Below are 23,601 nucleotides of genomic sequence, written 5' to 3'. Positions count from 1 at the left end.
TACCGCCTCTCGCTTGCTTATCATCCCCTTTTTTCCTAGCCAGAGTTGTCAAGTCACCATGCTGATCCGCCTTGCTCCACGTTTTTTGCTCTTTTTTCTTCCCTTTTTACTGGCTCTGGCCCTTGTTTTCTTTTTCTTTCCCAGCCCTATGCCTGAACCTGAAGCTGAGCCGCTCAGCCATGAAGTGCTCGAAGTCCTTGAAGCCACTGATTTTCATAATGCGCTGATTCCCGCCTTATCACCGCCGCCCCAGTGGGAACGCTACACCCTGCAAACTGGGGATCGCCTGTCTCACCTATGGCAAAATCGCATGCACCTGCCTTTAGCGACCCTCTATCGTCTACTCGATCAGCAGGAGGGCGCACAACGCCTGCATCGCATTCATCCTGGACAGCATATCGAATGGTTAGCCAGTCGTGATGGACAACTGCTCGCACTACGCATCTGGGCAAATCGCGCTGAAGGCCATGAGTGGGTGCGCGATGGACAGCAGTTCGCCTTTAGCAGTCTCAGCAATCAACGTGAGGTACGCTATGTGCGCCTCGAAGGCGTATTGGACGGCATTCTGATCAACAGTCTGCAAAATATGCCTGAAATCGCCGGTCAGGAAGGAGCCATTGCTGCGGCACTGGATCGTCATCTGCCTTTGCGCCGTGATGCACGCAATGGCGACCACTTCTCCTTGCTGGTTGAACAAGAGTGGCTCAGTGGTGATCCACGGCCTTATTCCACACGCTTGATGGCTTTTGAATACCAAGGGGATCGCTTGCAGATTCGGGCCGCACGCCACACTGACGATCGCTTTTATACGCCCGACGGAGAAAGCCTGATCCCACCCTTTAGCCGCATACCCTTGATGCAGAACTTTCGTATCAGCTCGCACTTTAACCTGAATCGTCGCCATCCGATCACTGGGCGCGTCCAACCCCACTATGGCACTGACTTTGCGACCCCTATCGGCACGCCTGTAGTGGCACCCGCTGACGGTACTGTGCTACGTCGTGGCTGGCATCCCTACGCAGGGCACCATGTGGTGATAGCCCATGGTCAAGGCTATGAAACCCGTTATCTGCACCTAAACCGAATTCTGGTCGATCGCGGCCAAAGCGTCCGCCGTGGCCAACAAATTGCCCAAACAGGCAATTCAGGCCGCAGCACCGGTCCTCATCTACACTACGAACTCCATATCAACGGCCGCCCAGTGAATGCGATGCGGGTCGAGCTGCCCTCGACCGAGCGTCTTGAAGGCCGGGATCTAGAACAATTTACAGAACAGAGCCGCCAACTTTTTGCGACCTTGGATCAGCAGATGACGACACGCCAACTGGCACTGAGTCTTCGCAGTACACCCAGCAGCTAAGGAGTCTCTGATCTATATCATCAACGCAGCATCACCCAGCGCAAAAGTGAATCAGAGGTTGCCTTAATCGGCTTTGAGCAATAGATTTCACTAATCACCCAGAAGGAGCCACTGATGACTTTTCAGGCTGTGATGTTAGAACAACAAGAGCGCCAGACGCTGGCGCGCCTCACCTCGCTGAGCAGTAGCGATCTACCAGACGAAGAGGTGCTGGTGGCGATCGACTACTCCACATTGAATTACAAGGATGCCTTGGCAATCACCGGACAAGCCCCCGTAGTACGCCGCTTTCCGCTGATTCCCGGCATCGATTGTGCTGGCCAGGTACTCGAAAGCCGCCATGCTGATTTCCAGCAAGGCGATAGAGTCCTTCTGAACGGCTGGGGTGTCGGCGAGCAGCACTGGGGTGGTCTGGCACAGCAAGCGCGTCTCAAAGGCGACTGGCTGATCCATCAGCCTGAAGGGCTCACCTCGCGTCAGGCAATGATTCTGGGTACTGCTGGCTACACGGCCATGCTATGTGTGATGGCACTGGAACGCCACGGCATCACCCCTGCAGCAGGCCCAGTGCTGGTGACTGGTGCAGCAGGCGGTGTCGGCAGTGTGGCCGTCGCCCTGCTCGCCCGCTTGGGTTATCAGGTCGTCGCCTCAACAGGTCGACCTGAAGAAGCGGATTTCTTAACCCAACTTGGGGCAACGCAGATCATCGATCGTGCGGAACTGAGCACAGCAGGCAAACCCTTAGCGAAAGAGCGCTGGGCCGCCGCCATTGATAGCGTGGGCAGTCATACCCTAGCCAATGTCTGCGCCAGCTTGCAGTATCGCGGTGTCGTCGCGGCCTGCGGTCTGGCACAGGGGATGGATCTTCCTGCCAGCGTGGCACCGTTTATTTTACGCGGCATCACCCTAGCGGGTGTCGATAGCGTTTATTGCCCAGTCGCAGAAAGAAAAATCGCCTGGCAAAGACTCAGCGAGCTGTTGGATGAGTCCATCTACACCCAACTCCTGCTTGAAGAAGTCTCGTTAGCGCAAAGTCTAGAGCGCGCACCAGCGCTGCTGGCAGGCCAGATCCGTGGCCGCCTGCTGGTGGACGTGAATCGCTGATTCCTGTACATTGCGCTTCACTTTTAGCCCCTGTTTGATGCTGGTTTAAATCGCGGTCAGGTCTTACCTCACCGCGTTTTTATTCGGGCCTTTTATTCTTGTATCACGAAGGTAGAAAGATCATGCGCGCTTCTCAATTATTGATCGCCACTTTGAAAGAAACTCCCAATGATGCGCAGGTGATCAGCCACCAGCTGATGCTGCGTGCTGGCTTGATTCGCAGCATCGGTTCTGGTCTTTACACTTGGCTCCCCTTAGGCCTGCGCACGCTGCGCAAGGTTGAACGGATAGTACGTGAAGAAATGGATCGCGCTGGTGCACAAGAAGTCCTGATGCCGGGTATTCAGCCAGCGGAGCTCTGGCAGGAATCAGGTCGCTGGGAAGAATATGGCAAGGAGTTGCTGCGCCTCAAAGATCGCCATGAGCGCGAATTCTGTGTCGGCCCCACGCATGAAGAAGTGATTACCGACCTGCTGCGCCGCGAACTGCGTTCTTACAAGCAGCTGCCTTGCAACTTCTACCAGGTGCAAACCAAATTCCGTGATGAAATCCGCCCCCGCTTTGGTGTGATGCGTGCGCGTGAGTTCATTATGAAAGATGCCTACTCCTTCCATCTGACCCAAGAATCCTTACAGCAAACCTATGATGCGATGCACGCTGCCTATTGCCGTATCTTCACTCGCTTGGGCTTGGATTTCCGCCCGGTGATTGCCGACAACGGCTCGATCGGTGGTACAGGCTCGCATGAATTTCATGTGCTGGCCGATTCAGGAGAAGACGATATCGCCTTCTCCGATACCTCGGACTATGCAGCCAATATCGAAAAGGCTGAAGCCCTGCCGCGTGAGACCCAGCGTGCTGCGCCAAGCGAGGCGCTGCGTCTGGTCCCCACCCCCGAAGCCAAGACCATTGCTCAGCTGGTTGAGCAGTTTGCTCTGCCGATTGAAAAGACCGTGAAAACACTGATCGTGAAGGCAGCGGAAGGCGGCCTGATTGCCTTGATTCTGCGCGGCGATCATGAACTGAATGAGATCAAAGCAGCCAATTTACCTCAGGTTGCCAGCCCACTTGAAATGGCCAGCGATGAGGCCATCCGTGCCGCCATCGGTGCTGGGCCCGGCTCTTTGGGGCCTGTTGAACTTCCATTGCCCTGCATCATCGATCGCTCAGTCGCGCTGATGAGCGACTTTGCTGCCGGTGCCAATCAAGACGGCCAGCATTATTTTGGCATCAACTGGGAGCGTGATCTGCCTCTGCCCGAGGTAGCCGACCTGCGTAATGTCCAAGCCGGTGATCCTAGCCCCGATGGTCAAGGCCAGCTACTGATCAAACGCGGTATCGAAGTCGGCCATATCTTCCAGCTCGGCACTAAATACGCTGAAGCAATGAAAGCCAGCGTCCTGGACGAACAAGGCAAGCAAGCCATCCTGACTATGGGCTGCTATGGTATCGGCGTGAGTCGCGTTGTGGCTTCGGCCATCGAGCAAAACCATGACGCTGCAGGGATTATCTGGCCAGACAGCCTCGCGCCCTTCACCGTTGCGCTGGTGCCAATGAATGCACATAAATCGGAGCTGGTTCGTGAAACCAGTGAGCGCCTCTACCAAGAACTACAAGCGGCGGGCATCGATGTGCTACTGGATGATCGTGATGAGCGTCCTGGTTCTAAGTTCGCGGATTTGGAATTGATTGGTATTCCACACCGCATCGTGATTGGCGAACGCAGCCTCAAAGAAGGCCAGCTGGAATACAAGCACCGTCGTGCCAGTGAAGCCCAGATGCTGCCTGCCGATCAGGCCTTGGCCTTTTTGCAAGAGCAGATACAGGCTTAAAACCTTGGCTGAAAGCCCGACCTTCTCCCAGAAGATGAGACCCAATCTCGCTCTGGGTTGTTGAAGCCGTTCAGCAAAACGCCCTGCCGATGTCTTGATTGATGATCAGCAGGGCGTTTTTTATAGCTCATCCAGAACTTTCTAAAAACCAGAACTTTCTAAAAACCAAAGCGCCATAAATAATAAAGGCAGCCGGCGAGTGAAAGGGTAAAGACAAGAATCAAATTCACTCGGTAACTATCCTGCCGACGCCGCCGGCGCATGCCATTGAGCAGCAGGCCTGAACCAGAAAGCACCAAAATCAGCAGCATCAATAAAAAAGCTTGAAAGAAAAAAGTCTGGTCCCAGTCAGCCTGCACACTCAAACCCAACCAGCGATCAAAGAAGGTTTCGACCTGCGGGCGGGCATGATCAATCAGCAACAGGGTTGGCAGCATCAGCAGCCAGCTTAAAGCCCCAAAAATACTGATCAAACGTGTCCAAAGATCTGGCTTCTGGCGCCGATCACGAAACAGCCTAGGTTCACGCTCTCTCAACCTATCCACCTTGCCTCTCCTTTCTAACGCCATCACCCATTCCACCTTAAAAAAATACGCATCCAAAAAGCCGTTCCACGATGTTACCTCACTGACGCTGATCCTCGAAGGCATCAGCGCTTTTCTAGGCTATAGATCAAAGCTTCACTTCACCCAGTCCCTTTAAAATAACGCGCTTCAGACTCGAACGCACTCAGTTTTACGCTATGCTTCACTAGCAGATCGTGCTGATATTCAAGGAATCGAAAACGCATGCCCAAATTACAAACCAAAATGATGGCAGCCCTTGTTACCGTCATGCTACTACTGACCCTGGTCATTACCCTTGCCAGCCTGCTGTCACTGCGCGAGTTTTCTATTCGCGCTGCAACCGAGCATACACGGACGGCTGCTGAGATCACTCTGGTGGCGCTCACTGAATCGATGGTCAATGGTACGATTCATACTCGTGATTCGTTTTTACAGCGTATCGCACATGTTGAGGGCCTTGATAGTGTGCGCGTCATTCGCGGCCCGCTGGTAGAAGATCAGTTTGGTCACGGCCTACTTGAAGAAACGCCAGGCGATGCGATCGATCATGCTGTCCTGATCAATGGAGAGGCGGTCTATACTCTCTCGGGCGGTTATCTGAGCCCTTATTTTCGTGCCACCCTGCCCTACATTGCCAGTAGCCAAGGCGAGGTGAACTGCCTCAGCTGCCATGCCGTGCCGGAAAACTCGGTGCTTGGTGCTGTCACGCTGACCGCATCAATTGAACCCATGCGCCAAGCTGCTCTGATTACGGTCTTTTTTCTAGTGCTGGCCGTGCTTGCCTTTGCGCTACTGTGCTTGTTCTTTTTAAAGCGCCTATTGAACCCACTGGTGTTAACAGCGCAGGAAATTCAAGCCGCTGTTGATCAAGCCAGTGCAGGACATTTTGATTTGCGTTTACAACCACGCAGTCAGGATGAGATCGGCAGCATTGCCGAAAGTTTTAATCGCCTCACTGCAGGCATTAACCAAAAGCTCAGTGAAATCAGAAGCAATGTGGCCCATCTGGTCATGACACAACCCAGCCAGCAGGGTGATCTACTTGCCGAAACAGCGCAAACCGTTGCCGGGCTGGTCAAGGTCGCCAAGTTCAAACAGGCTATCGAAGAAGATGAACACATCAGTGAGGTCTATCAACGGATCAGCGATGTGCTGCAAGAAGAGTTTTTGCTGCACACCTTTAGTATTTATGAGGTTGATGCACAACAAAAACGACTGATCACCGTTAATGTCGATGGAATCGCTCAGGCGCCAACCTATTGGTGCTCGGCTGATATCAATGAACACTGTCGCGCTTGCCGTGCCGTCCGCACTGGACACCGCATTGATGGGATAGATCACACCAGTTTATGCCGCTCTTTTGCCGATGAAGCCCGCAAAGAAGAGTCCAGCTATCTGTGCTTGCCGATTCTGCAAGCTGGCGGGGTAGGCTGCGTGATCCAGCTGGTGCTCTCTGCAGAAGAACAGGCCCGCATCCCAACTCAACTCCCCTTGATCGAGGCCTATCTGCGCGAAGCCGCCCCAGTCCTTCAAGCCAAATCCCTGATGGCGAGCTTGAAAGAATCCACACTGAACGATGCCATGACTGGGCTGCGGAATCGACGCTTCCTTGAAGAATACTCAGAAAGCCTGATGAGCCAATGCAAACGCCGCGAAAGTGCGATGACCTTGATGATGCTGGATCTGGACTATTTCAAAACCGTGAATGACACCTATGGCCATGATGTCGGTGACCACATTCTGATTGATCTGGCGCACATTTTTCTGGCGCAGGTACGGGATTCAGATCTGGTGATCCGTTACGGCGGCGAGGAGTTCTTGATCATTCTGCTTGATACTCCAGCCGCAGCCGGCGAAAAGGTAGCAGAAAAAATACGTCTGGCTGTTGAGGAGCATCAATTCAAGGCTGGGCATCAGCTGATCAATAAAACCCTCTCGATTGGTCTGGCCGACTTTCCACATGATGGGCAAGCCTTTTGGCAGGTGCTTAAATTTGCTGATGTCGCCCTGTATACTGCCAAGGATCAAGGGCGTAATCGTGTGATTCGCTTTACACCTGAACTCTGGCTCAGTAAGGAGAAGTATTGATTCTACGTGTTTATCTTTCTTGGGCGCAGTCAGGCCAGGCTTGGCGCTGGTTGGCCCTTCTGCTGCTGCTTGGCAGCCTCACTCTCGGACTACTGAGCTGGGTTATTCCCCGTCTTGATCCACTCCAGCCTTGGGCATGGATAAGCAGCCTGCTGCTGCTCTGGTGGACCAGCTTAGTCAGCCTGTTTCAATCTCCCTTTTTGCAGCAACCACCCCCTTCCACACGCTGGGCAGGCTTGAAGTACAAATGCAAACGCGGCTTATGGCACGCCGCTGCATGGCTTCATCTGCTACTGGGTGGGGTGGTCATGTGGCTCAGCCTACGGCTACTCCTGCTGGCCCTGCAACAAGGCCACGCCTAGAACAGTCTCTGCAGCTCTAGAGGCGCAGTTTAGCTCAACTGACGCAAGAACTCAGAAACCTCGGAAAACTCGGGACGACGCACTTCAACACGGATCGCATCTAGGCCCCAAAGATTGGCTGGATTAATCTGGACTCGCTCTGTCGCATCACAAACATACTTGATGCCATAGTCTGCATCCGAAGTCCGCCTTTTGCGCGGTGAGGGAAAGAAGTTGCCATCTGATTTTTTGATACTGGCCACCACAGGACACTTGGGATCAGGAGTCCGCCCGACCACCACTCCTAGGTCGCCATTATTTAAACGCACAAACACACCGGGTGGATATAAGCCCAGCTCAGTAATAAAAATGCGAATAATTTTGGCGTCTAAAGTGACGCCACCCTGCTGCATCAAATCCTTTAAAGATTCTTTTAAGCGCAGCGGACCACGGTAAACACGTGGTGTCACCATGGCTGAATAGACATCGGCCACAGCGAGCAACCTTGCTTCATAACGCACCGCCTCGCCTGTTAAGCCCGCAGGATAGCCACTGCCATCGAGTTTTTCATGGTGCTGGGCGACGAGCATCAACCAGAGATCATCATCCACACCAGCATTCTTGAGCTGCCGCACACCTTCGATGGGATGACGGTGAATCATATCGCGCTGCTTGTCTGTCAGGGGCGATGTCTGCTGATGGAGAATCTTTTGGTAGGGATTCATCGCCAGGTTGCTGGTCAGCGCGGCAGCTAACACACTCAGGCGAATTTTTTGTGGGATTTTTAATCGATCCAGCACCAGTTCAGTCAGAATGGCAATCTGCAAAGGGTGATGGACAATATAATCAAGTCGATCGTTTAAATGCACTGCGCCCAGCAAGGCATCTGCATCATGCTGAACCAAGCCCTGCACCTGAGTCACCAAATTAAAGATGCGCCGCTTCACCACTCCTGGGCCAAAGACTGTCCCTTTTTCTAGCTGAGCAAAGAGCTCGCCTAAACGAAAACTTAAATCTTCAAACTCAGCAAAGGGGTTCACCTTACGCTTATTAAACTGTGCTGGCTGAGGAAGATCGCTTTCTATTTGATAAGCAAAATAGCCGACTTTTTCAAGGATCAACTGAAACTCGGCGGATTCAATAACTCCGCCCTTCTCTAGTAAAAGCTGGCCCTTTTCATCACAGATCGCCCAAGGTACAGGCTGATTCAGCTGCAACTGACCAGAGTTGATTTTTTGTAGGTCGAGACTGGTAAATGGCATAGTGATCTCTGTAGCAACATTGAGTTCTGCTGATATTCGGCTGACATTCAAATCTTAACTGATCAACATCAAATTTCATACAACCAACTTACACTTTATTGACCCGCTGACAAACCTCATCCAATAAAAAGGCCGACTCGAGGTCGGCCTTGAATGCGGCATCACGCAATTACTTAGAGCTGCTGCTCCAGCGCGGGCACAGCCTCAAACAAATCGGCAACCAAACCATAGTCAGCGACTTGGAAAATGGGCGCTTCTTCGTCTTTGTTGATCGCTACGATCACTTTAGAATCGCTCATACCAGCCAAGTGCTGAATCGCGCCAGAGATACCCGCAGCGATATACAGCTGAGGTGCAACGATCTTGCCTGTCTGACCGACCTGCAGATCATTCGGCACATAGCCAGCATCCACTGCCGCGCGCGAGGCACCAACAGCTGCACCCAGCTTATCAGCCAGCTTGAAGATGACTTCAAAGCCTTCCTGACTGCCGACACCACGACCACCAGAGACGATCACGCCTGCGGCTGTCAGTTCAGGGCGATCAGAAGCGGCAATTTCAGCGCCGACAAAGCTTGATAAGCCTGTATCTTGAACGCTGCTGAGCGCCTCAATGGCTGCACTGCCTGTTTCTGCTACAGGGTCAAAAGCCGTACCACGAACCGTGATCACCTTGACGCTGTCTTCGCTTTGTACTGTGGCAATAGCGTTACCTGCGTAGATAGGACGCTTGAAGGTATCTGCACTTTCTACAGCGATGATTTCAGAGATCTGGTTCACATCCAGCAGCGCCGCAACGCGTGGGCTGATGTTTTTGCCAGAAGTGGTGGCCGCGCTCAGGATATGGCTGTAGTTGCCACCGATTTCGGCTACCAGTGCGGCAAGGTTTTCTGCCAGTTGATGACCATAAGCCGCATTGTCAGCCACCAGAACCTTGCTGACACCTGCCAGCTTCGCGCCTGCTTCAGCGGCGGCTTGGCAAGCTTCACCAGCCACAAGCAAATGCACATCGCCACCGATAGCCTGCGCAGCGGCAACAACGTTAGCGGTCACGGCCGCCAGTTCAGTATTTTGGTGCTCGGCAATAACTAAAATGCTCATTAGACCACCTTCGCTTCGTTTTTCAGTTTATCGACCAGCTCTTCTACGCTGCCCACCTTGATGCCTGCTGAGCGCTCGGCAGGCGCTTCCACTTTCAGCACCTTGAGCTTAGAAGCCACGGTCACACCATAGTCTTCTGGCTTCTTCTCATCGAGAGGCTTTTTCTTGGCCTTCATGATGTTTGGCAGCTTGGCATAACGTGGTTCGTTCAGGCGCAGATCGGCACTGAAGACCGCAGGCAGTTTGACTTCCAGCGTCTGTAAACCACCATCAATTTCGCGCTTCACTTGGGCTTTATCACCATTGACAGTAATTTCAGAAGCGAAGGTGCCCTGCGCCAAGCCGGCCAACGCAGCCAGCATTTGCGTGGTCTGGTTGTTATCAGAATCAATAGACTGTTTGCCCAGCAAGACGATTTGTGGCTGTTCTTCTTCTACAATTTTGGCCAGAATTTTAGCCGCGCTGAGTGAATCCACAGCCGCATCAGTTTCAACCAAAATACTGCGATCTGCACCCAAAGCCATCGCGGTACGCAGCTGTTCTTGCGCCACTTTTGGGCCGATAGAGACAGCAATCACTTCTGAGGCGATGCCCTTTTCTTTCAAACGGACCGCTTCTTCAACTGCGATTTCACAAAAGGGGTTCATCGACATTTTGACGTTAGTCAGGTCGACATCGGTTTGATCCGCTTTCACGCGAACCTTGACGTTGTAATCAACGACACGTTTCACCGCAACAAGAACCTTCATAGATTCTCCGTTCTCTTTAGGGTTGGCACTCACAGATTCAATAAGGTGAATCTGCACGATATAAATCGGTGTTCACGGATGCTGATCGGCTCTTTAAAGCTCACAAAAGACGATCAGACTGTGACTTGCGCTTGATAATGACTCGATTCACGCTTTCAGTCAAACTTCTGCTTAAACTGACGGGTCACATTTTTAAGCTTATAATGGCCGCAGGTCAAACATGAGACAGTCGCTTGACTCTTGGGCTTTTGGCCTGTTGACTGACAGGGTGACTTGACCAAAACCAAACGACCGTTTTAAATACACTCTAACAGCTCTGACTGGGAACGCAAGCCTCTTGCCCTTCCATGCAGATCCCAATAAAAAATGAAAGATTAGCCTGAGGAGAAATACTGTGGAACGCGAATCGATGGAATTTGATGTACTCATCGTTGGTGGAGGCCCAGCGGGGCTCTCTGCAGCAATCCGCCTTAAGCAGCTCGCCAATGAGGCAGGTCAAGAGCTTGAAGTCTGTGTTGTTGAAAAAGGCTCAGAAATCGGTGCCCATATTTTATCTGGCGCTGTCATTGATCCTTGTGCATTGAATGAGCTGATCCCTGATTGGAAAGAAAAGGGTGCGCCCCTTCATACCCCTGTGACCGAAGATCAGGTCTACCTGCTGCGTAGCGAAACCTCTGGCGTCAAACTGCCTGGTTTTGCCGTACCCAAGCCCATGCATAATGATGGCAACTATATTGTCAGTCTCGGTAATGTGACTCGCTGGTTAGGTGAGCAGGCCGAAGCGCTAGAAGTCAATATCTTCCCTGGCTTCCCCGCTTCCAGCATTATTTATGGCGAACAAGGTGAAGTCCAAGGCGTCATCACTGGCGATATGGGGATCGGTGCGGATGGCCAACCCAAGGACAGCTTTGAGCCAGGGATGGAACTGCGTGCCAAGTACACCCTGTTCACCGAAGGGGTACGTGGTCATCTGGGCAAGCAGCTTCTGGCCAAATTTAAACTCGATGAAGGCAAGGATCCGCAGCATTATGCGATCGGCATCAAAGAGCTGTGGGATATTGATCCGAGCAAACACAAGCCTGGCTTGGTGGTTCACGGCTCTGGCTGGCCGCTCAGTGGTGATACTGCCGGTGGTTTCTTCCTTTATCACGACACCAATAATCAAGTTGAAGTCGGCCTGATTGTTGACCTGTCTTACAGCAACCCTCACCTGTCTCCTTTTGATGAGTTCCAGCGTCTGAAGCACCATCCTGTGCTCAAACAGCATCTCGAAGGAGGCAAGCGGGTCAGCTATGGTGCCCGCGCGATTGCCAAAGGCGGTTTTAACTGCCTGCCCAAAATGACCTTCCCAGGTGGTTTTATTCTGAGCTGCAATGCGGGTACGCTGAACTTCGCCAAGATCAAAGGCGTTCACACCGGTATGAAGTCAGCGATGCTGGCCGCTGAAACCGTGTTTGAAGCGCTGCAAGCCGGTGATGAAGGCGGACAAGAACTCACTGCCTTCCAACAGAAGTGGGAAAGCAGCTGGGCTTATGATGAGCTGAAGCGCTCACGCAACTTTGGTCCGGCAATGCATAAGTTTGGCACCTTCTTGGGCGGCACCTTCAACTTTATCGACCAAAATATTTTTGGCGGTAAAATCCCGCTGACGCTGCATGACACCCTGCCTGATCATGCTGCGCTCAAGCCAGCCAGCGAATGCCCAAAAATCGACTATCCCAAGCCAGATGGCAAGCTCAGCTTTGATAAGCTGTCTTCTGTTTTCTTGGCGAACGTGGTGCATGAAGAAGATCAGCCAGTACACCTGCGTTTAACGGATCCTGATCTGCCGATTCGTGACAATCTGCCCAAATACGATGAACCTGCGCAGCGCTACTGCCCTGCCGGCGTTTATGAGGTCGTTGAAGGCGCAGATGGTGCACCACGCTTCCAGATCAACTTCTCGAACTGCGTACACTGTAAAACCTGTGATATTAAAGACCCAGCACAGAATATCACTTGGGTCACGCCAGAAGGCGGCGGCGGTCCGAACTATCCCAACATGTAAGCCAGTAGCAAGCCAAAACAAAGGAGGCCTCGGCCTCCTTTTTTGTCCCTTTGGTGAGCCCATCACAGACCCATCTCTGACTTGGCTAGACGGTTTAATCAAAATACCGGCATAGATAAGCCGTTTGCACTTCTATTTTGACCTGAAACTCACTGGCAGCAGGCACATTAAAGCTCTGCCCCTGATGAAAGGTACGATAGGCGGGATCACCATCGAGCAAAACCTGCATCGAGCCTGTCACCACCGACATTTCTTCAGCCTGACTGGTGGAGAAGGTGTATTCACCGATATCCAACACACCAACAGTGAAACGCCCTTCCTGATTATTGAGCGCGATGGATTTAACCTTCCCTTCAAAATACTCATTGACTTGCAGCATGGTGTTCTCCAGATAAGAACTTAAGAAATAAGAGCTTAAGAAAATCGCGAATGAGCTTCAAAATAGAACCCACTGAATTAAAAGCTGAAACCCACTGCAAAGCAAGTCTTCCTTCTCCTCAGCCATCTTGACCCTTATACTCTTCGGCTTTCTTCATCATCAAGTGAATCTGAGGCATGATCAGTAAAAATCAACTCAAGTTTTTGCGCTCTTTGCATCAAAAAAAAGGCCGCTTGGAACAGCAGGCCTTTCTGGTAGAAGGCGAGAAGAGCGTTGTGGAGCTGCTACACGCCGATTGGAAGGTGATCAGCCTCTATGCCAGTGACGCATTTATTGCACGCTATACCCCTTTACTGCAACAGGGCGACTACCCTGTCTATCCAGCCTCAGCGGCGGCACTCACTCAGGCCAGCACCTTGAGCAACAATCACACGGCCTTGGCCGTCGTGGCCTCGCCAAGACCAGCGGCGCTACAGACCAGCGGCTGGACACTGGCACTCGATCAAATCAATGATCCGGGCAATCTCGGCACCCTGTTGCGTATTGCAGACTGGTATGGTTTTCGTCAGCTGGTCTGCTCACCCGGCAGCGCCGAACTGACTAACCCCAAGGTCATCAGCGCCAGCAAAGGCTCTTTTTTGCGCATACCGCTGCATGTGTGCCCACTAGAAGACTTCTTCAGCCAGCTTGATCCTCAGGTTCCTGTACTGGGCGCTTTTTTAGAGGGTGACTCCATCCATCAGCTCACAGCGGATCAGCTTGGAGACTCAGGTGTCCTACTGCTGGGTAATGAGGCACAAGGGATTCGGCCCGAGCTGCAAGCGCAGGTTAACTGTCGTGTGACCATTCCTTCTTTTGGGCAAGCCGAATCCTTGAACGTGGGCGTGGCCGGTGCCATCTTGTGCGATAATATTCAGCGTTTGAGGGCACGCACATCCACGCGTTAGGGAAGATGGCAGATTAGGCCAGCTGCAACCAGGCTTCATGCAGGGTTTTCACCCCCACCTGCGCAAACTCAACACGACACAAACGCTTAGGCTGATCGCCTTGAATATCAAGGAGTCGGCCGCGCCCAAAACGCGAGTGTTCAACCTCAGCTCCCGGCTGCCAAGCACGCAATGCGCCCGTGTGTATCGGGGCTACTGGCGGGGAGACTGCCTTAAGATGCTCCTTTGCGGCAAGAAAGCGCGGTGCGGCACCAGGATGGACCTGCTGCCAATAATGACCCTGTAACTCTGGGTAGCGAACCTGCAGCTGAGCCGGTGGCGCAGGTGCTGCAAGCGCAGCGGCCAACTGCAAGGCATCCTGTAGCTGAGCCTCCTCTACAAAGCGGCTCACAGGACTGGCGGCCTCACCGCTGGCCAAGACTAAGGTGTGCTTGGCCCGCGTCATCGCCACATAGAATAAACGCCTTTCGGCCTCTTCTTCTTGGGCGCTCAACCGCCCAAAGCGCCCCATATAAGGGAAATCACCTTCGTTCAGGCCATATAGGCCCACCCAGCGCCATTCCAGCCCCTTTGCGGCATGCACCGTCAAAATCACAGGCACCCCTTCCTGCTGCTGTGCCTGCATCGCACTGCCTTCTTGCTGCGCCTGCTCCAGCTCGGTGATCCAGGCCTCAAGACTGGCTGGCCCGCGCTCGGCATAACGCCGCAGACCTTCAATCAAGCGCAGGGCTTCATCCGCCGCTTCTTGATTGGCGGCAGCCTTTCGCAACACTTCTGGGGCCCGCGTGGCCTCCATAATCTGATCAATCAGCTGCACTGGACTCAAACGCCGGGCCTTCACACGCAGCTGCTCGAGGAGTTTTAAGCGCTGCTGCACACGCCGCCTCTTCGCTATTGGCCACTGCGCCAAGACCGCATCGAGACCAATACTGCCCGCCTGACGCTGGGCCTGTACACACTGCTGGCGCTCAGCTTCGCTTAAATAGAGGGTAGGAAAGCTCAGCAGTTGATCAAAATCCTGCTGCACCTTGGGGTGATCAAAGTTCAACGCCTGCCCAGATTGGCCAAAAAACGCCAAGCGCGCATAGGCCATTAAGCCCTTGATCTGAGGACGATTAAAAATAAAGTGCTCTTGGCGCAACAGGCGAAAAGGCTGATGGGCCTTCAAAAAGGCCAGCTGCACCGCCAGACTTTGTGACCAGCTGCGCACCAGAATCGCCGCTTCTTGCTGCTGTTCCGTAGCGGCAGCCTGATAGGTTTGTAACAACCAGCTTGCGCCCTGCCCCTGAACCAAGGTCGCTGGCTCGGCACGAGGGCTCGCCAGCGTGATTTGCGGGGGGCGTTCAAGGTTATGCTGAATCAATTGATTAGCTGCCAGTGCCAGCGCATGACCAAAGCGAAAGGTACGACTGAGCGGATAATCTGTCACCGGTGAAAAGTCCGCATGGAAGTGCCTGAGCATATATTCAGGTCGTGCACCACGCCACTCATAGATACACTGATCAACATCACCGACCACCATGACCTGCGCCTGCCCAACCAGCGCCTTGAGTAAGCGCTGCTGAACGGCGTTAATATCTTGATACTCATCAACAATGACCTGCTCCAGATAACCCTGCAAGCGGGCCTGCAACTCGGGCTGTTCGACTAGGCGCATCACTGGCCGCCAGAGCAGATCATCAAAAAACATCTGCCCTTCTTGCTCTAATAAGGCTTCCAGACGCGCAAAAGCCTGGACAAAGTGCTGGTACTGACCACTGAGGTTCAAGCTGGCATAACAGTCTGCAGCTGTTTCAAGACCACTTTTTACCAGAGTGCAGAAGCTTTTAAAGCCTTCCAGCGTTTCTTCTTCTAACCACGGAGCCGCTTCTTCCTGCTGCTCCTGAGCAAGTAGCGTTAAGGCTTGGCGGGTCAAACGATCGACCATCCATTCTTCTTGCACCAAGCGACGCCTTGGCAGTACGCCCCAGCGGACAAAGCTCTCTGTCAGACGATGTCCCAACGAGTGAAAGGTGCGGACATCAGGTGGACGAAGCGGAGTACCGGCTAAAGCCTGCATCAACTTGGCCTGAAAATCTTCTTTGGCGGCACGGTTGTACATCACAATCAAAATGCGCTGCGGCGGCACCTGCTGCTGTAAAAGATGCACCACGCGCGCGACGAGGGTCGTCGTCTTGCCTGATCCAGCCACTGCACGCACACGCGCATGGCCCTGCTGATGCTGCACAACCGCCTGCTGTTCCTCGGTCAACACGCGTCAACATCCTGATAAGAAAGCAAGAAGGTTTGCTGGCAGCTGGTCAGCACCCATGCGGGACGACCATCCCAATCTGCTTCTTCGGCCCATTCCAACATGCGGTAGTAGGCCTGAGTCAGCCAGCGGGCTTCAACGCCCGCCCAAGTGGTGATATAGGGACGGACCTGGCGTTCGCTTGGCTGATCTGCCCCCTCATCGACTTGGCTCTCCACTAGGCGCAACGGATGCGCCGCATCCAGCGTCAGCCAATCTCCATACTGGGTTTCGCAGCGAATTTCTGGCCCATCGGTACCGAGATGACGTTCGCAGTCAATCACGAGCAAAGGGGTTTCCTCAACGCGCACGCGGTTTTTTTCTGTTGGTGTCACCAGATAATATTCGCCATCCGCCTCACGCCTGAGCAGGCGCGTTAGCAGACGGGCTACATCGGGGCGTGTAAAGGGACGGCCTTCATAAAACCACTGACCAAAACGATCCACAAAAAAATCAAGCGTCAGCAGCTGAGTCGGTGACCAGCTTTCAACAGGTGGCCGTGCTGTTTCTTGCGCCAAGGGCAAGCTGCGTTGAATAAGGCCCTGCAAACGAGACACAAGCGCCTCCTAGACTGTCTGATCACTGGGGAGCGTATCAGCACGCTTCTTGCCGCGCTGGCCTCGGTTGCCCATACGCACGCCAATATCCATCATAAAACGAAAGAACTCATCCTTATCCTGGATGACATCCTGAAAAAATTCAGATTGGTACAAGACTGCCGCACCATGCACAAAAGCCCAGGCCGCACAGTAGTGAAAATAAGGAGGCACATCTTCTAGCAGCCCCTCATCGACCCGCGCGCCTATCAGCTCGGACAGACTTTCCAAATTCTTGGCACGAAAACGATGCAGCTCATCAATCATATCCGGCACCACATTGCTTTTAACCAGCTTTTCTTCAAGGCGGTTAAAAAGCAGATACTTGGCTGGCTCTTGCATACGAAACTCAAAATAAGCGCGTGAGAGCGCTTCTTTATCTTGAGAAATTTTCGGTGATTGAAACAAGGCGGCCATTTCGCGTTCATAATCCACCATTAAACGCAGGTAGATCTCTGATTTTGTGCTGAAGTGTTTGTAAATGGTGCCCTTGCCGATACCCACCTGCTCGGCAATCATCTCCACGGTGACGCGATCTTCGCCCTGCTGCAAAAACAGCGTGAGGGCGGCTTCCAAAATACGCTGTTCACGTTGGCGAAATTCACGCACTCGGCGGGCTTGTTTTTCTACGGGAGATTCAACCATGGACAACTCCTAGCGGCGAGCCACCCTCAATCGGATGACCAGAAAACAAAGTTTGGTCACAAGATTAATCAGCTTCGGGCACGAAAGCAAGCCTTCGCCACTCGCAGCGGCTAGCTGTTCAACTCGAACTCAGGGGTGAATACAGGCCGCGCACACTGAAAAAGACGGAAAAAGTTCTCGGTCGTTTGCTGAGCCACCAGCTCTGGGCTTAAACCGCGCAGCTCTGCCAGACAACTGGCCACCTCACGCACATAACCAGGCTCATTCTGCTGGCCACGAAAAGGCACAGGAGCGAGATAGGGCGCATCGGTTTCAACCAGTACACGATCCAGCGGTACCACACGCGCCACTTCACGCAGCGCCTTGGCAGAATGAAAGGTCACAATACCAGAGAAGGAGATATACAACCCCATGGCGATCACTTCACGCGCAAAGGCCAGATCTTCGGTAAAGCAGTGAATCACCCCCTGCCCGCCACGCTCACAAAAAGGGCGCAATAAAGCCAGGGTATCCTCAGCAGCATCACGGGTATGCACAATAACCGGCTTGTTCACCGCCAAGGCCACTTCAAGATGCTCAGCAAAAGAGGCGCGCTGTTGCGCTTGGTAGGTCTGATCATAGTGGTAATCAAGACCCGTTTCGCCTATCGCCACGACCTGCTCATGACGAGCTTTTTCAAGCAGATCCGCAGACGTCAGCGCTGGGGCCTCTTGGTAATGCAGCGGATGCAAACCCAGGCTTAGGCTCACATCAGCAAAAGGTGCCACCAGCGCTTGCAAAGCATCAAACTGGTGCGGATCAACATTAACCGATAAGAAGTGCTTCACACCCCGGCGACGCGCAGCGGCCAGCACCTGCGCCAGATCCGCGTCAGCCCCGACCGAGGTACGGGTTAAATCCAGCATATCTAAATGGCAATGGGAATCAACTAGATGCATCGTATTCTCTCTCAATGGATCGAGCTGCGCCCTCCTTGACATCTTCGCTTGATCTTAAATCGTTTGGGTGGGTTTATCGCTCTGTAGCAGCTCGCCAAGCAGCTTCTCGATCTGCTGACGTGGTGAGATCACACCCTCTTCAACCTGCTCAAAGTGGATGCCAACACCCGGCGTTCGACGCCCTTGCGCACCCACAGGCGTGCGCCATGCCACACGACCGTGAAAGCGCCGTGGCTCTGCTTCGCCAGGCAGCTGCACACTGACAAAAATCATTTGCCCAGGATGAAAATAGCTCGCCGTTGGAATAAATAGGCCGCCATTTTTGAGAAAAGGCATATAGGCCGCATAAAGGCTGGGGAGATCCTTGATTGTCAACGTAAGATGCTTAGATGTTTCATTCATCGTGCAATGCCCTCTGAAATGTAATCACCAGACCTTCTAAAAAAAGTTCTTCATTTGGATGGGTAAGCAGATGCCTTTGGCGCTGCTCTAGCTCTTGCTGAATCGCCAGCAACTGATGGACTGAAAAACAATCTGCCCACTGCTGATAGAGTGGCTGCTGGCGCGTATCATAAACCGCGGCCTCACCGGCCATCATCAAACGCAGCGTATCCGCGCACCAGTTTTGCAAAGTGGTGATCATCCACGCCAGCGGCAGCTTCTTCAAGGGCGCGATCAATTCCAAAGGATCAGCGCCACAGGTGAGCTGCTCCATTAAACGCACCAGTTCAACACGCTGCTGCTCAACACCGCTTTCCAGCAATTTCAAGGCGGCAAAGGGCCGACCACCTGCCGCACGCAGCAGCTGCTCCGGCTGCTGATCGGCGCTCAGCTGACAAGTGAGCCAAGGCAGGGTTTCTGCTGAAGGCGGAATAGAAAGCGCCCAGTGTTGGCAGCGGCTTCTCAAGGTGGCGGGCAAGCGCGATGGCTGATCACTGACGAGCAGAAACAAGGTGGATGGCTCGGGCTCTTCGAGCGTTTTCAATAACGCATTCGCTGCGTGCAGATTCAGCGCCTCCGCTGGCCAGAGCAGGACGACCTTATAGCCCCCCTTCTGCGCACTCTGCTGTAAACGCTGAGTCAGATCGCGGATGGCATCAATACGGATCGCCTTCCCTTCAGCCTCGGGCTGAAGGTTATACCAGTCTGGATGAAAGCCGCTTTCGAGCAGCTGACAGCCAGCACAATGCCCACAAGGATGCTGACCCTGAGGCTGCTCACAGAGTAAAAAATGAGCCAGCGCACGCGCTAAAGTCCGCTTGCCTAAACCGGCCTCTCCACTGAGCAACAACGCATGCGGCAAGCGATCAGCCTGATATTGCTGATGCCACTGCTGCCACAGGCTGGCATGCCAGGGCAGAGGCAAGGCGGGTTTTTGTTCAGCCTTGGCGACAGACATCAGTGCGCCTCGGCTTGCCAAGCCGCCATCAAGCGATCAAGCGGCTGAGCCAGTTGCTGCTGCACCTGCTCCAGCGGTTGCGCGGCATCAATCACATGAACACGTTGCGGATCAGCTTCTGCCCGTGCCAGATAAGCTTGACGCACTCGGGTGAAGAAAGCTTGATTTTCCTGCTCAAAACGGTCCAGCTGCTGCCCACGCTGATCAAGACGAGCGGCAGTGTGATCCAGCGGCAAGTCCAGCAAAAAGGTCGCATCAGGGCGACGCTCCTTTTGCACTAACTGCTCCAGATACGCAATATCGGCAACAGGATAACCTCGACCACCGCCTTGGTAGGCAAAGGTGGCATCGGTAAAACGATCACACACCACCCATTTTCCTGCCGCCAAAGCAGGATTAATAACCTGCTGCAAATGCTGGGCACGTGCGGCAAACATCAACAGTAATTCAGCCTCTGCACTCAGGGGTTCTGCTGGCGAGGCTTGTAGCAGCAAGCCGCGCATCTGCTCTGCCAAAGGTGTACCGCCTGGCTCTCGCGTGGCCACCCAAGGAATAGACGCCTGATCCAGACGCTGGGTTATCCAACGTAAATTGGTGGTTTTGCCCGCGCCCTCGCCGCCTTCCAAAGTCAAAAATAAACCGGGACGTTTAGTCATCAGCAGGTGTCTCCGTGTTCGCTGGAGCTGGCCAGGAGCGATAATCTTCGCGACGATTCAACTGATACTGACGCACCGCGCGATTATGCTCTTGCAAGGTGCGCGAGAAATGATGGGTTCCATCTCCGCGCGCCACAAAATAGTAGGTCTCCCCTGGCGCTGGGTCGACACTGGCGCGCAAGGCAGCCTCACCAGGCAAGGCAATGGGCGTAGGCGGTAAACCATGAATCACATAGGTATTCCAAGGTGTAGGTTCACGCAGATCACGACGAGTAATACGCCCCTGGTAACGATCACCCATCCCATAAATAACAGTCGGATCAGTTTGCAGGCGCATTCCACGCTCCAAACGCCGCACAAACACACCCGCAATATCACGCCGCTCGTGGGGCGCGCCTGTTTCTCGTTCGATGATCGAGGCCATAATCAGAGCCTCATAAGGCGAGGCATAGGGCAGGGGCTCCTGACGCTCGGCCCAGACAGTCTCGAGCAAACGCTGCATACGCTGGTGCGCTTGACGCAGGATATCCAGATCACGCATCCCCTTGTGATACACATAGGTACTGGGAAAAAACCAACCCTCTGCCGGCTGATCCGGCTGACCTAGGGCTGCCATGATTTCCGCTTCCGTCCATTCGGCTGTCAGCGGCTCAAGATAAGGCGCGGCGGCAAGGCGCGCACGAAAATCATTGAAGGTACGGCCCTCTGGAATCGTTAGGCTATACTGCACCACTTGGCCGGATTCAAGCAGTGATTTCAGCTCCATCAAGCTCAAACCAGGTTCAAGACGATACTCCCCTGCACGAATCGCGGCCGGATCTTGCGTCAGGCGTAGCCAAAGGCGCAGAGGCAGCAAATGCTGCACCAGGCCTTCGCGTTCCAGCTGCTGAGCCACCTGCATAAAGCCGCGTCCTGCGGGCACATCAATATTGCGCGAAGTATCCAGCTGCAAAGGCTGATGAAGCTGCTGCCAGCCCCACACAGCAGCCAGCCCGATGAGAAGAAACAGGGCCAAACTGAAAGCAAAAAATAACTTTTTGATCATAAAGAATCACAGTGAACTGACTGAGGAAGGGACAGGCAACCCCATCTGAGGATGAAAATCTGCCATCAGTGCCAGCGTTGCCCTCCCAACAGACCAGTGCGCCAGAGTACCACCAGCATGGTCAAGGCGCGTAATCGGCCAAATACCCTGCACACTATTGCAAAGAAAAATTTCATCGGCCTGCTGTAGATCAATCAGCTGGGTTTTAACTTCAGCGACCTCTACACCCAGCAAGCGAATGAGCTGCCTGCGCATCACACCCGCCAGTGCGCCCGATCCCAAGCAAGGCGTGTACCAACGCCCCTGAGAACGCCAGAAGAGGTTACGCGCTATGCCTTCTTTGATCTCACCTTGCGCACTGTAGAGCAGGGCTTCACGATAGGGTGCGGGACAAGCATCTGCAGCCAGGACTTGTGACAAGCGATTCAAATGCTTGGTCTCTGAATGCGGCCCAGAGGCTGGGCAGGCCAGCCACCAGACAGGCTGACCCAGATACAGACTAGGCTCAATCTGCATAGGTTGCGCATGGACAAGGCGATGCCAAGGCAAGCTGGCTTGCTGACGCGCATATCCCTGACCACCGGGACCAGCGAGCAGCATAACCTTCAGACGCCCTTCACCCTGCTGCTGCGCCAGCTGCATGACTTCTTGCTCTAGACTCTGCCAGAGGCTGGCATCCAGACTGACGCCCAGTTGATCCAGGCCTTTTTGCAAACGCTGCTGATGATCTGGCCAGAAAAGCGGCTGCTGCTGCCAAAGGCGCACACTGGTGAACAAGCCTTCGCCAAAAGCGAGGGCCCGGCTGGCCAGTAACCAATCAAGATCACTGGGCAGCGGTGCACGACCATCCAGCAGCAACAGGGACATGGCTTAAACCTGACTAAAAATCAGGCTGCCATTGGTGCCACCAAAGCCAAAGGAGTTGGACAGGGTGTGCTGGATGCGCATCGCGCGGGCTTGATGCGGGACATAGTCGAGACGACATCCCTCTTCTGGCTGATCCAGATTGATCGTTGGTGGCGCCACCTGATCGCGTATTGCCAGAATACAGAACACCGCCTCGACAGCACCTGCTGCACCCAAAAGGTGGCCGATCATCGATTTGGTTGAACTGACTGCGACCTGACTGGCTGCCGATCCCAGAGTTTTTTCTATCGCCAGACTTTCTGCGATATCACCAGCGGGAGTCGAGGTACCATGCGCATTGATATAGTCGATCTGATCTGGATTGAGTCCAGCATCACGCAGCGCATGCTGCATCGCCGCTGCGGCACCACGACCATCTTCGGGCGGTGAGGTCATATGATAAGCATCATCACTCATACCAAAACCGGTCAGCTCAGCATAGATGCGTGCGCCACGGGCCTTAGCGTGTTCATATTCTTCCAAAACCAGCACACCCGCACCATCACCTAATACGAAGCCATCACGGTCTTTATCCCAAGGGCGACTGGCTGCTTGCGGATCATCGTTACGTGTAGATAAGGCGCGCGCTGCGGCAAAACCACCGAGACCCAGTGGAGTGCTTGCTGCTTCAGCACCACCACAGATCATCACATCCGCATCACCATAGGCGATCGTACGTGCTGAGTAACCGATATTATGCGTACCTGTCGTGCAGGCGGTGGTAATGGCAATGTTCGGTCCACGGTAGCCATAGCGAATGGCCAGATTACCGGAAATCATATTGATGATCGAACCAGGCACAAAGAAGGGAGAAACCTTACGCGGGCCACTATTGAGCAAAGCCTCATGGCTTTTCTCAATCATCTGCAAGCCGCCGATACCTGACCCCAGAGCACAGCCGATACGCTCGGCATTGGCCTCGGTCGTCTCCAGCCCTGCATCCTCTATCGCTTGAATCGCTGCTGCCATACCATACTGAATAAAGGTATCCATTTTGCGGGCATCTTTAGCCGGCATATAGTCTTCTACATTGAAGTTCTTCACTTCAGCAGCAAAACGGGTACTGAAGGCGCTCACATCAAACTTTTCGATCAGTGACATGCCACTGCGACCAGCAAGAATAGCTTCCCAGGATTCCGTGAGCGTATTACCCAGCGGCGTGACCAAACCCATCCCCGTTACCACAACTCTTCTTCGAGACATGCCTCTTCTCCACACTGAGGTCGAGCCGACCCTTTTATCCGATCTAACTGCACTGCACCGAGACAGTCAGACACAAAAAATTGGCGCGATTATAGCTTAAACAATAAAAAACCGCTGCACCTGTTTGAGGTGAAGCGGCTTAATGCTC

The 23,601-nt window shown here is 53.6% G+C and carries 22 protein-coding genes; 7 read left to right on the top strand and 15 right to left on the bottom strand.

Going from position 1 to position 23,601, the window contains the following annotated elements; genetic code table 11:
• The first annotated feature begins 58 nt into the window (after nt 1-58).
• The 3 genes from V6U78_RS10810 to V6U78_RS10800 all read left to right on the top strand — a co-directional run bounded on the left by V6U78_RS10810 (nt 59) and on the right by V6U78_RS10800 (nt 4,296).
• Nucleotides 59-1,360 carry a peptidoglycan DD-metalloendopeptidase family protein gene (locus V6U78_RS10810; RefSeq protein ID WP_405340506.1) on the top strand — a complete coding sequence of 434 codons (1,302 nt, stop codon included), beginning with the start codon at nt 59-61 and terminating at the stop codon, nt 1,358-1,360.
• 114 nt (nt 1,361-1,474) lie between these two features.
• A complete protein-coding gene (gene acuI / locus V6U78_RS10805; protein ID WP_405340503.1) occupies nt 1,475-2,464 on the top strand; it encodes an acrylyl-CoA reductase (NADPH) in 990 nt (329 codons plus the stop codon).
• Between the two features lie 122 nt (nt 2,465-2,586).
• Complete coding sequence (locus V6U78_RS10800) at nt 2,587-4,296, top strand: proline--tRNA ligase (protein ID WP_405340500.1); 1,710 nt, start codon at nt 2,587-2,589, stop codon at nt 4,294-4,296.
• A 158-nt stretch (nt 4,297-4,454) separates the two neighbouring features.
• Here V6U78_RS10800 and V6U78_RS10795 read toward each other — a convergent pair whose 3' ends face one another.
• Complete coding sequence (locus V6U78_RS10795) at nt 4,455-4,841, bottom strand: hypothetical protein (protein ID WP_405340498.1); 387 nt, start codon at nt 4,839-4,841, stop codon at nt 4,455-4,457.
• Nucleotides 4,842-5,084: 243 nt separating this feature from the next.
• On the opposite strand from V6U78_RS10795, the gene V6U78_RS10790 reads away from it, so the two are divergent.
• Together V6U78_RS10790 and V6U78_RS10785 are read left to right on the top strand one after the other, a co-directional pair.
• Nucleotides 5,085-6,950 carry a diguanylate cyclase gene (locus V6U78_RS10790; protein ID WP_405340495.1) on the top strand — a complete coding sequence of 622 codons (1,866 nt, stop codon included), beginning with the start codon at nt 5,085-5,087 and terminating at the stop codon, nt 6,948-6,950.
• Entirely contained in the window at nt 6,947-7,312 is a 366-nt protein-coding gene (locus V6U78_RS10785) for a hypothetical protein (protein ID WP_405340492.1), read from the top strand. The genes V6U78_RS10790 and V6U78_RS10785 overlap by 4 nt, the downstream gene beginning before the upstream one ends.
• Nucleotides 7,313-7,341: 29 nt before the next feature.
• Here V6U78_RS10785 and V6U78_RS10780 read toward each other — a convergent pair whose 3' ends face one another.
• From V6U78_RS10780 to V6U78_RS10770, 3 genes are all read right to left on the bottom strand, one after another.
• Nucleotides 7,342-8,553 carry an HD-GYP domain-containing protein gene (locus tag V6U78_RS10780; protein WP_405340489.1) on the bottom strand — a complete coding sequence of 404 codons (1,212 nt, stop codon included), beginning with the start codon at nt 8,551-8,553 and terminating at the stop codon, nt 7,342-7,344.
• 173 nt (nt 8,554-8,726) lie between these two features.
• Nucleotides 8,727-9,653: an electron transfer flavoprotein subunit alpha/FixB family protein gene (locus tag V6U78_RS10775; protein WP_405340486.1), complete on the bottom strand. Its 927-nt coding sequence runs from the start codon at nt 9,651-9,653 to the stop codon at nt 8,727-8,729.
• Nucleotides 9,653-10,402: an electron transfer flavoprotein subunit beta/FixA family protein gene (locus tag V6U78_RS10770; RefSeq protein WP_405340483.1), complete on the bottom strand. Its 750-nt coding sequence runs from the start codon at nt 10,400-10,402 to the stop codon at nt 9,653-9,655. Before V6U78_RS10770 ends, V6U78_RS10775 begins: the two co-directional genes overlap by 1 nt.
• A 409-nt stretch (nt 10,403-10,811) precedes the next feature.
• Here V6U78_RS10770 and V6U78_RS10765 point away from each other — a divergent pair, with 409 nt between their 5' ends.
• A complete protein-coding gene (locus tag V6U78_RS10765; protein ID WP_405340563.1) occupies nt 10,812-12,449 on the top strand; it encodes an electron transfer flavoprotein-ubiquinone oxidoreductase in 1,638 nt (545 codons plus the stop codon).
• Nucleotides 12,450-12,543: 94 nt separating this feature from the next.
• Here V6U78_RS10765 and ppnP read toward each other — a convergent pair whose 3' ends face one another.
• Nucleotides 12,544-12,828 (bottom strand): pyrimidine/purine nucleoside phosphorylase, encoded by a 285-nt coding sequence (gene ppnP / locus V6U78_RS10760; protein ID WP_405340481.1) that lies wholly within the window; start codon nt 12,826-12,828, stop codon nt 12,544-12,546.
• A 176-nt stretch (nt 12,829-13,004) separates the two neighbouring features.
• Between ppnP and V6U78_RS10755 the strand changes: the two genes are divergently transcribed.
• The gene (locus tag V6U78_RS10755; RefSeq protein WP_405340478.1) at nt 13,005-13,775 is read left to right on the top strand and encodes a TrmH family RNA methyltransferase; all 771 of its coding nucleotides are present in this window, start codon (nt 13,005-13,007) and stop codon (nt 13,773-13,775) included.
• Between the two features lie 13 nt (nt 13,776-13,788).
• Here the strand turns inward: V6U78_RS10755 and V6U78_RS10750 are convergent, their stop codons facing one another.
• From V6U78_RS10750 to fabF, 10 genes are all read right to left on the bottom strand, one after another.
• Entirely contained in the window at nt 13,789-16,029 is a 2,241-nt protein-coding gene (locus tag V6U78_RS10750) for an ATP-dependent helicase (protein WP_405340475.1), read from the bottom strand.
• Nucleotides 16,023-16,622, bottom strand: a complete 600-nt coding sequence (locus V6U78_RS10745; RefSeq protein WP_405340472.1) for a DUF1285 domain-containing protein — start codon at nt 16,620-16,622, stop codon at nt 16,023-16,025. The genes V6U78_RS10750 and V6U78_RS10745 overlap by 7 nt, the downstream gene beginning before the upstream one ends.
• Nucleotides 16,623-16,631: 9 nt before the next feature.
• Complete coding sequence (locus tag V6U78_RS10740) at nt 16,632-17,306, bottom strand: TetR/AcrR family transcriptional regulator (RefSeq protein ID WP_405340469.1); 675 nt, start codon at nt 17,304-17,306, stop codon at nt 16,632-16,634.
• Between the two features lie 110 nt (nt 17,307-17,416).
• Nucleotides 17,417-18,244 (bottom strand): TatD family hydrolase, encoded by an 828-nt coding sequence (locus V6U78_RS10735; protein WP_405340466.1) that lies wholly within the window; start codon nt 18,242-18,244, stop codon nt 17,417-17,419.
• Nucleotides 18,245-18,298: 54 nt separating this feature from the next.
• Nucleotides 18,299-18,646 (bottom strand): PilZ domain-containing protein, encoded by a 348-nt coding sequence (locus V6U78_RS10730; RefSeq protein WP_405340463.1) that lies wholly within the window; start codon nt 18,644-18,646, stop codon nt 18,299-18,301.
• Complete coding sequence (locus V6U78_RS10725) at nt 18,639-19,643, bottom strand: DNA polymerase III subunit delta' (RefSeq protein WP_405340460.1); 1,005 nt, start codon at nt 19,641-19,643, stop codon at nt 18,639-18,641. Before V6U78_RS10725 ends, V6U78_RS10730 begins: the two co-directional genes overlap by 8 nt.
• Nucleotides 19,643-20,299 (bottom strand): dTMP kinase, encoded by a 657-nt coding sequence (tmk, locus tag V6U78_RS10720; protein ID WP_405340457.1) that lies wholly within the window; start codon nt 20,297-20,299, stop codon nt 19,643-19,645. The genes V6U78_RS10725 and tmk overlap by 1 nt, the downstream gene beginning before the upstream one ends.
• Complete coding sequence (mltG, locus tag V6U78_RS10715) at nt 20,292-21,344, bottom strand: endolytic transglycosylase MltG (RefSeq protein ID WP_405340454.1); 1,053 nt, start codon at nt 21,342-21,344, stop codon at nt 20,292-20,294. The genes tmk and mltG overlap by 8 nt, the downstream gene beginning before the upstream one ends.
• Before the next feature lie 6 nt (nt 21,345-21,350).
• Complete coding sequence (locus tag V6U78_RS10710; RefSeq protein ID WP_405340451.1) at nt 21,351-22,211, bottom strand: aminotransferase class IV; 861 nt, start codon at nt 22,209-22,211, stop codon at nt 21,351-21,353.
• 3 nt (nt 22,212-22,214) lie between these two features.
• Nucleotides 22,215-23,453 (bottom strand): beta-ketoacyl-ACP synthase II, encoded by a 1,239-nt coding sequence (gene fabF / locus V6U78_RS10705; protein ID WP_405340448.1) that lies wholly within the window; start codon nt 23,451-23,453, stop codon nt 22,215-22,217.
• Nucleotides 23,454-23,601 lie beyond the last annotated feature (148 nt).

It is taken from the genome of Marinospirillum alkalitolerans, from assembly GCF_045055655.1.
Classification (GTDB): Bacteria; Pseudomonadota; Gammaproteobacteria; order Pseudomonadales; family Halomonadaceae; genus Marinospirillum; species Marinospirillum alkalitolerans.
The sequence above is the reverse complement of the archived record's forward strand: the minus strand, read 5'-3'. Positions and strand labels throughout refer to the sequence as shown.

Coding starts and splice junctions, on each gene's coding strand:
- tmk (WP_405340457.1), bottom strand. CDS start 20,299: ATGACTAAACGTCCCGGTTTATTTTTGACTTTGGAAGGCGGCGAGGGC.
- mltG (WP_405340454.1), bottom strand. CDS start 21,344: ATGATCAAAAAGTTATTTTTTGCTTTCAGTTTGGCCCTGTTTCTTCTC.
- V6U78_RS10765 (WP_405340563.1), top strand. CDS start 10,812: ATGGAATTTGATGTACTCATCGTTGGTGGAGGCCCAGCGGGGCTCTCT.
- V6U78_RS10740 (WP_405340469.1), bottom strand. CDS start 17,306: ATGGTTGAATCTCCCGTAGAAAAACAAGCCCGCCGAGTGCGTGAATTT.
- ppnP (WP_405340481.1), bottom strand. CDS start 12,828: ATGCTGCAAGTCAATGAGTATTTTGAAGGGAAGGTTAAATCCATCGCG.
- V6U78_RS10730 (WP_405340463.1), bottom strand. CDS start 18,646: ATGAATGAAACATCTAAGCATCTTACGTTGACAATCAAGGATCTCCCC.
- V6U78_RS10710 (WP_405340451.1), bottom strand. CDS start 22,211: ATGTCCCTGTTGCTGCTGGATGGTCGTGCACCGCTGCCCAGTGATCTT.
- V6U78_RS10810 (WP_405340506.1), top strand. CDS start 59: ATGCTGATCCGCCTTGCTCCACGTTTTTTGCTCTTTTTTCTTCCCTTT.
- V6U78_RS10725 (WP_405340460.1), bottom strand. CDS start 19,643: ATGTCTGTCGCCAAGGCTGAACAAAAACCCGCCTTGCCTCTGCCCTGG.
- V6U78_RS10800 (WP_405340500.1), top strand. CDS start 2,587: ATGCGCGCTTCTCAATTATTGATCGCCACTTTGAAAGAAACTCCCAAT.
- V6U78_RS10755 (WP_405340478.1), top strand. CDS start 13,005: ATGATCAGTAAAAATCAACTCAAGTTTTTGCGCTCTTTGCATCAAAAA.
- V6U78_RS10770 (WP_405340483.1), bottom strand. CDS start 10,402: ATGAAGGTTCTTGTTGCGGTGAAACGTGTCGTTGATTACAACGTCAAG.
- V6U78_RS10780 (WP_405340489.1), bottom strand. CDS start 8,553: ATGCCATTTACCAGTCTCGACCTACAAAAAATCAACTCTGGTCAGTTG.
- V6U78_RS10790 (WP_405340495.1), top strand. CDS start 5,085: ATGCCCAAATTACAAACCAAAATGATGGCAGCCCTTGTTACCGTCATG.
- V6U78_RS10775 (WP_405340486.1), bottom strand. CDS start 9,653: ATGAGCATTTTAGTTATTGCCGAGCACCAAAATACTGAACTGGCGGCC.
- V6U78_RS10735 (WP_405340466.1), bottom strand. CDS start 18,244: ATGCATCTAGTTGATTCCCATTGCCATTTAGATATGCTGGATTTAACC.
- fabF (WP_405340448.1), bottom strand. CDS start 23,453: ATGTCTCGAAGAAGAGTTGTGGTAACGGGGATGGGTTTGGTCACGCCG.
- acuI (WP_405340503.1), top strand. CDS start 1,475: ATGACTTTTCAGGCTGTGATGTTAGAACAACAAGAGCGCCAGACGCTG.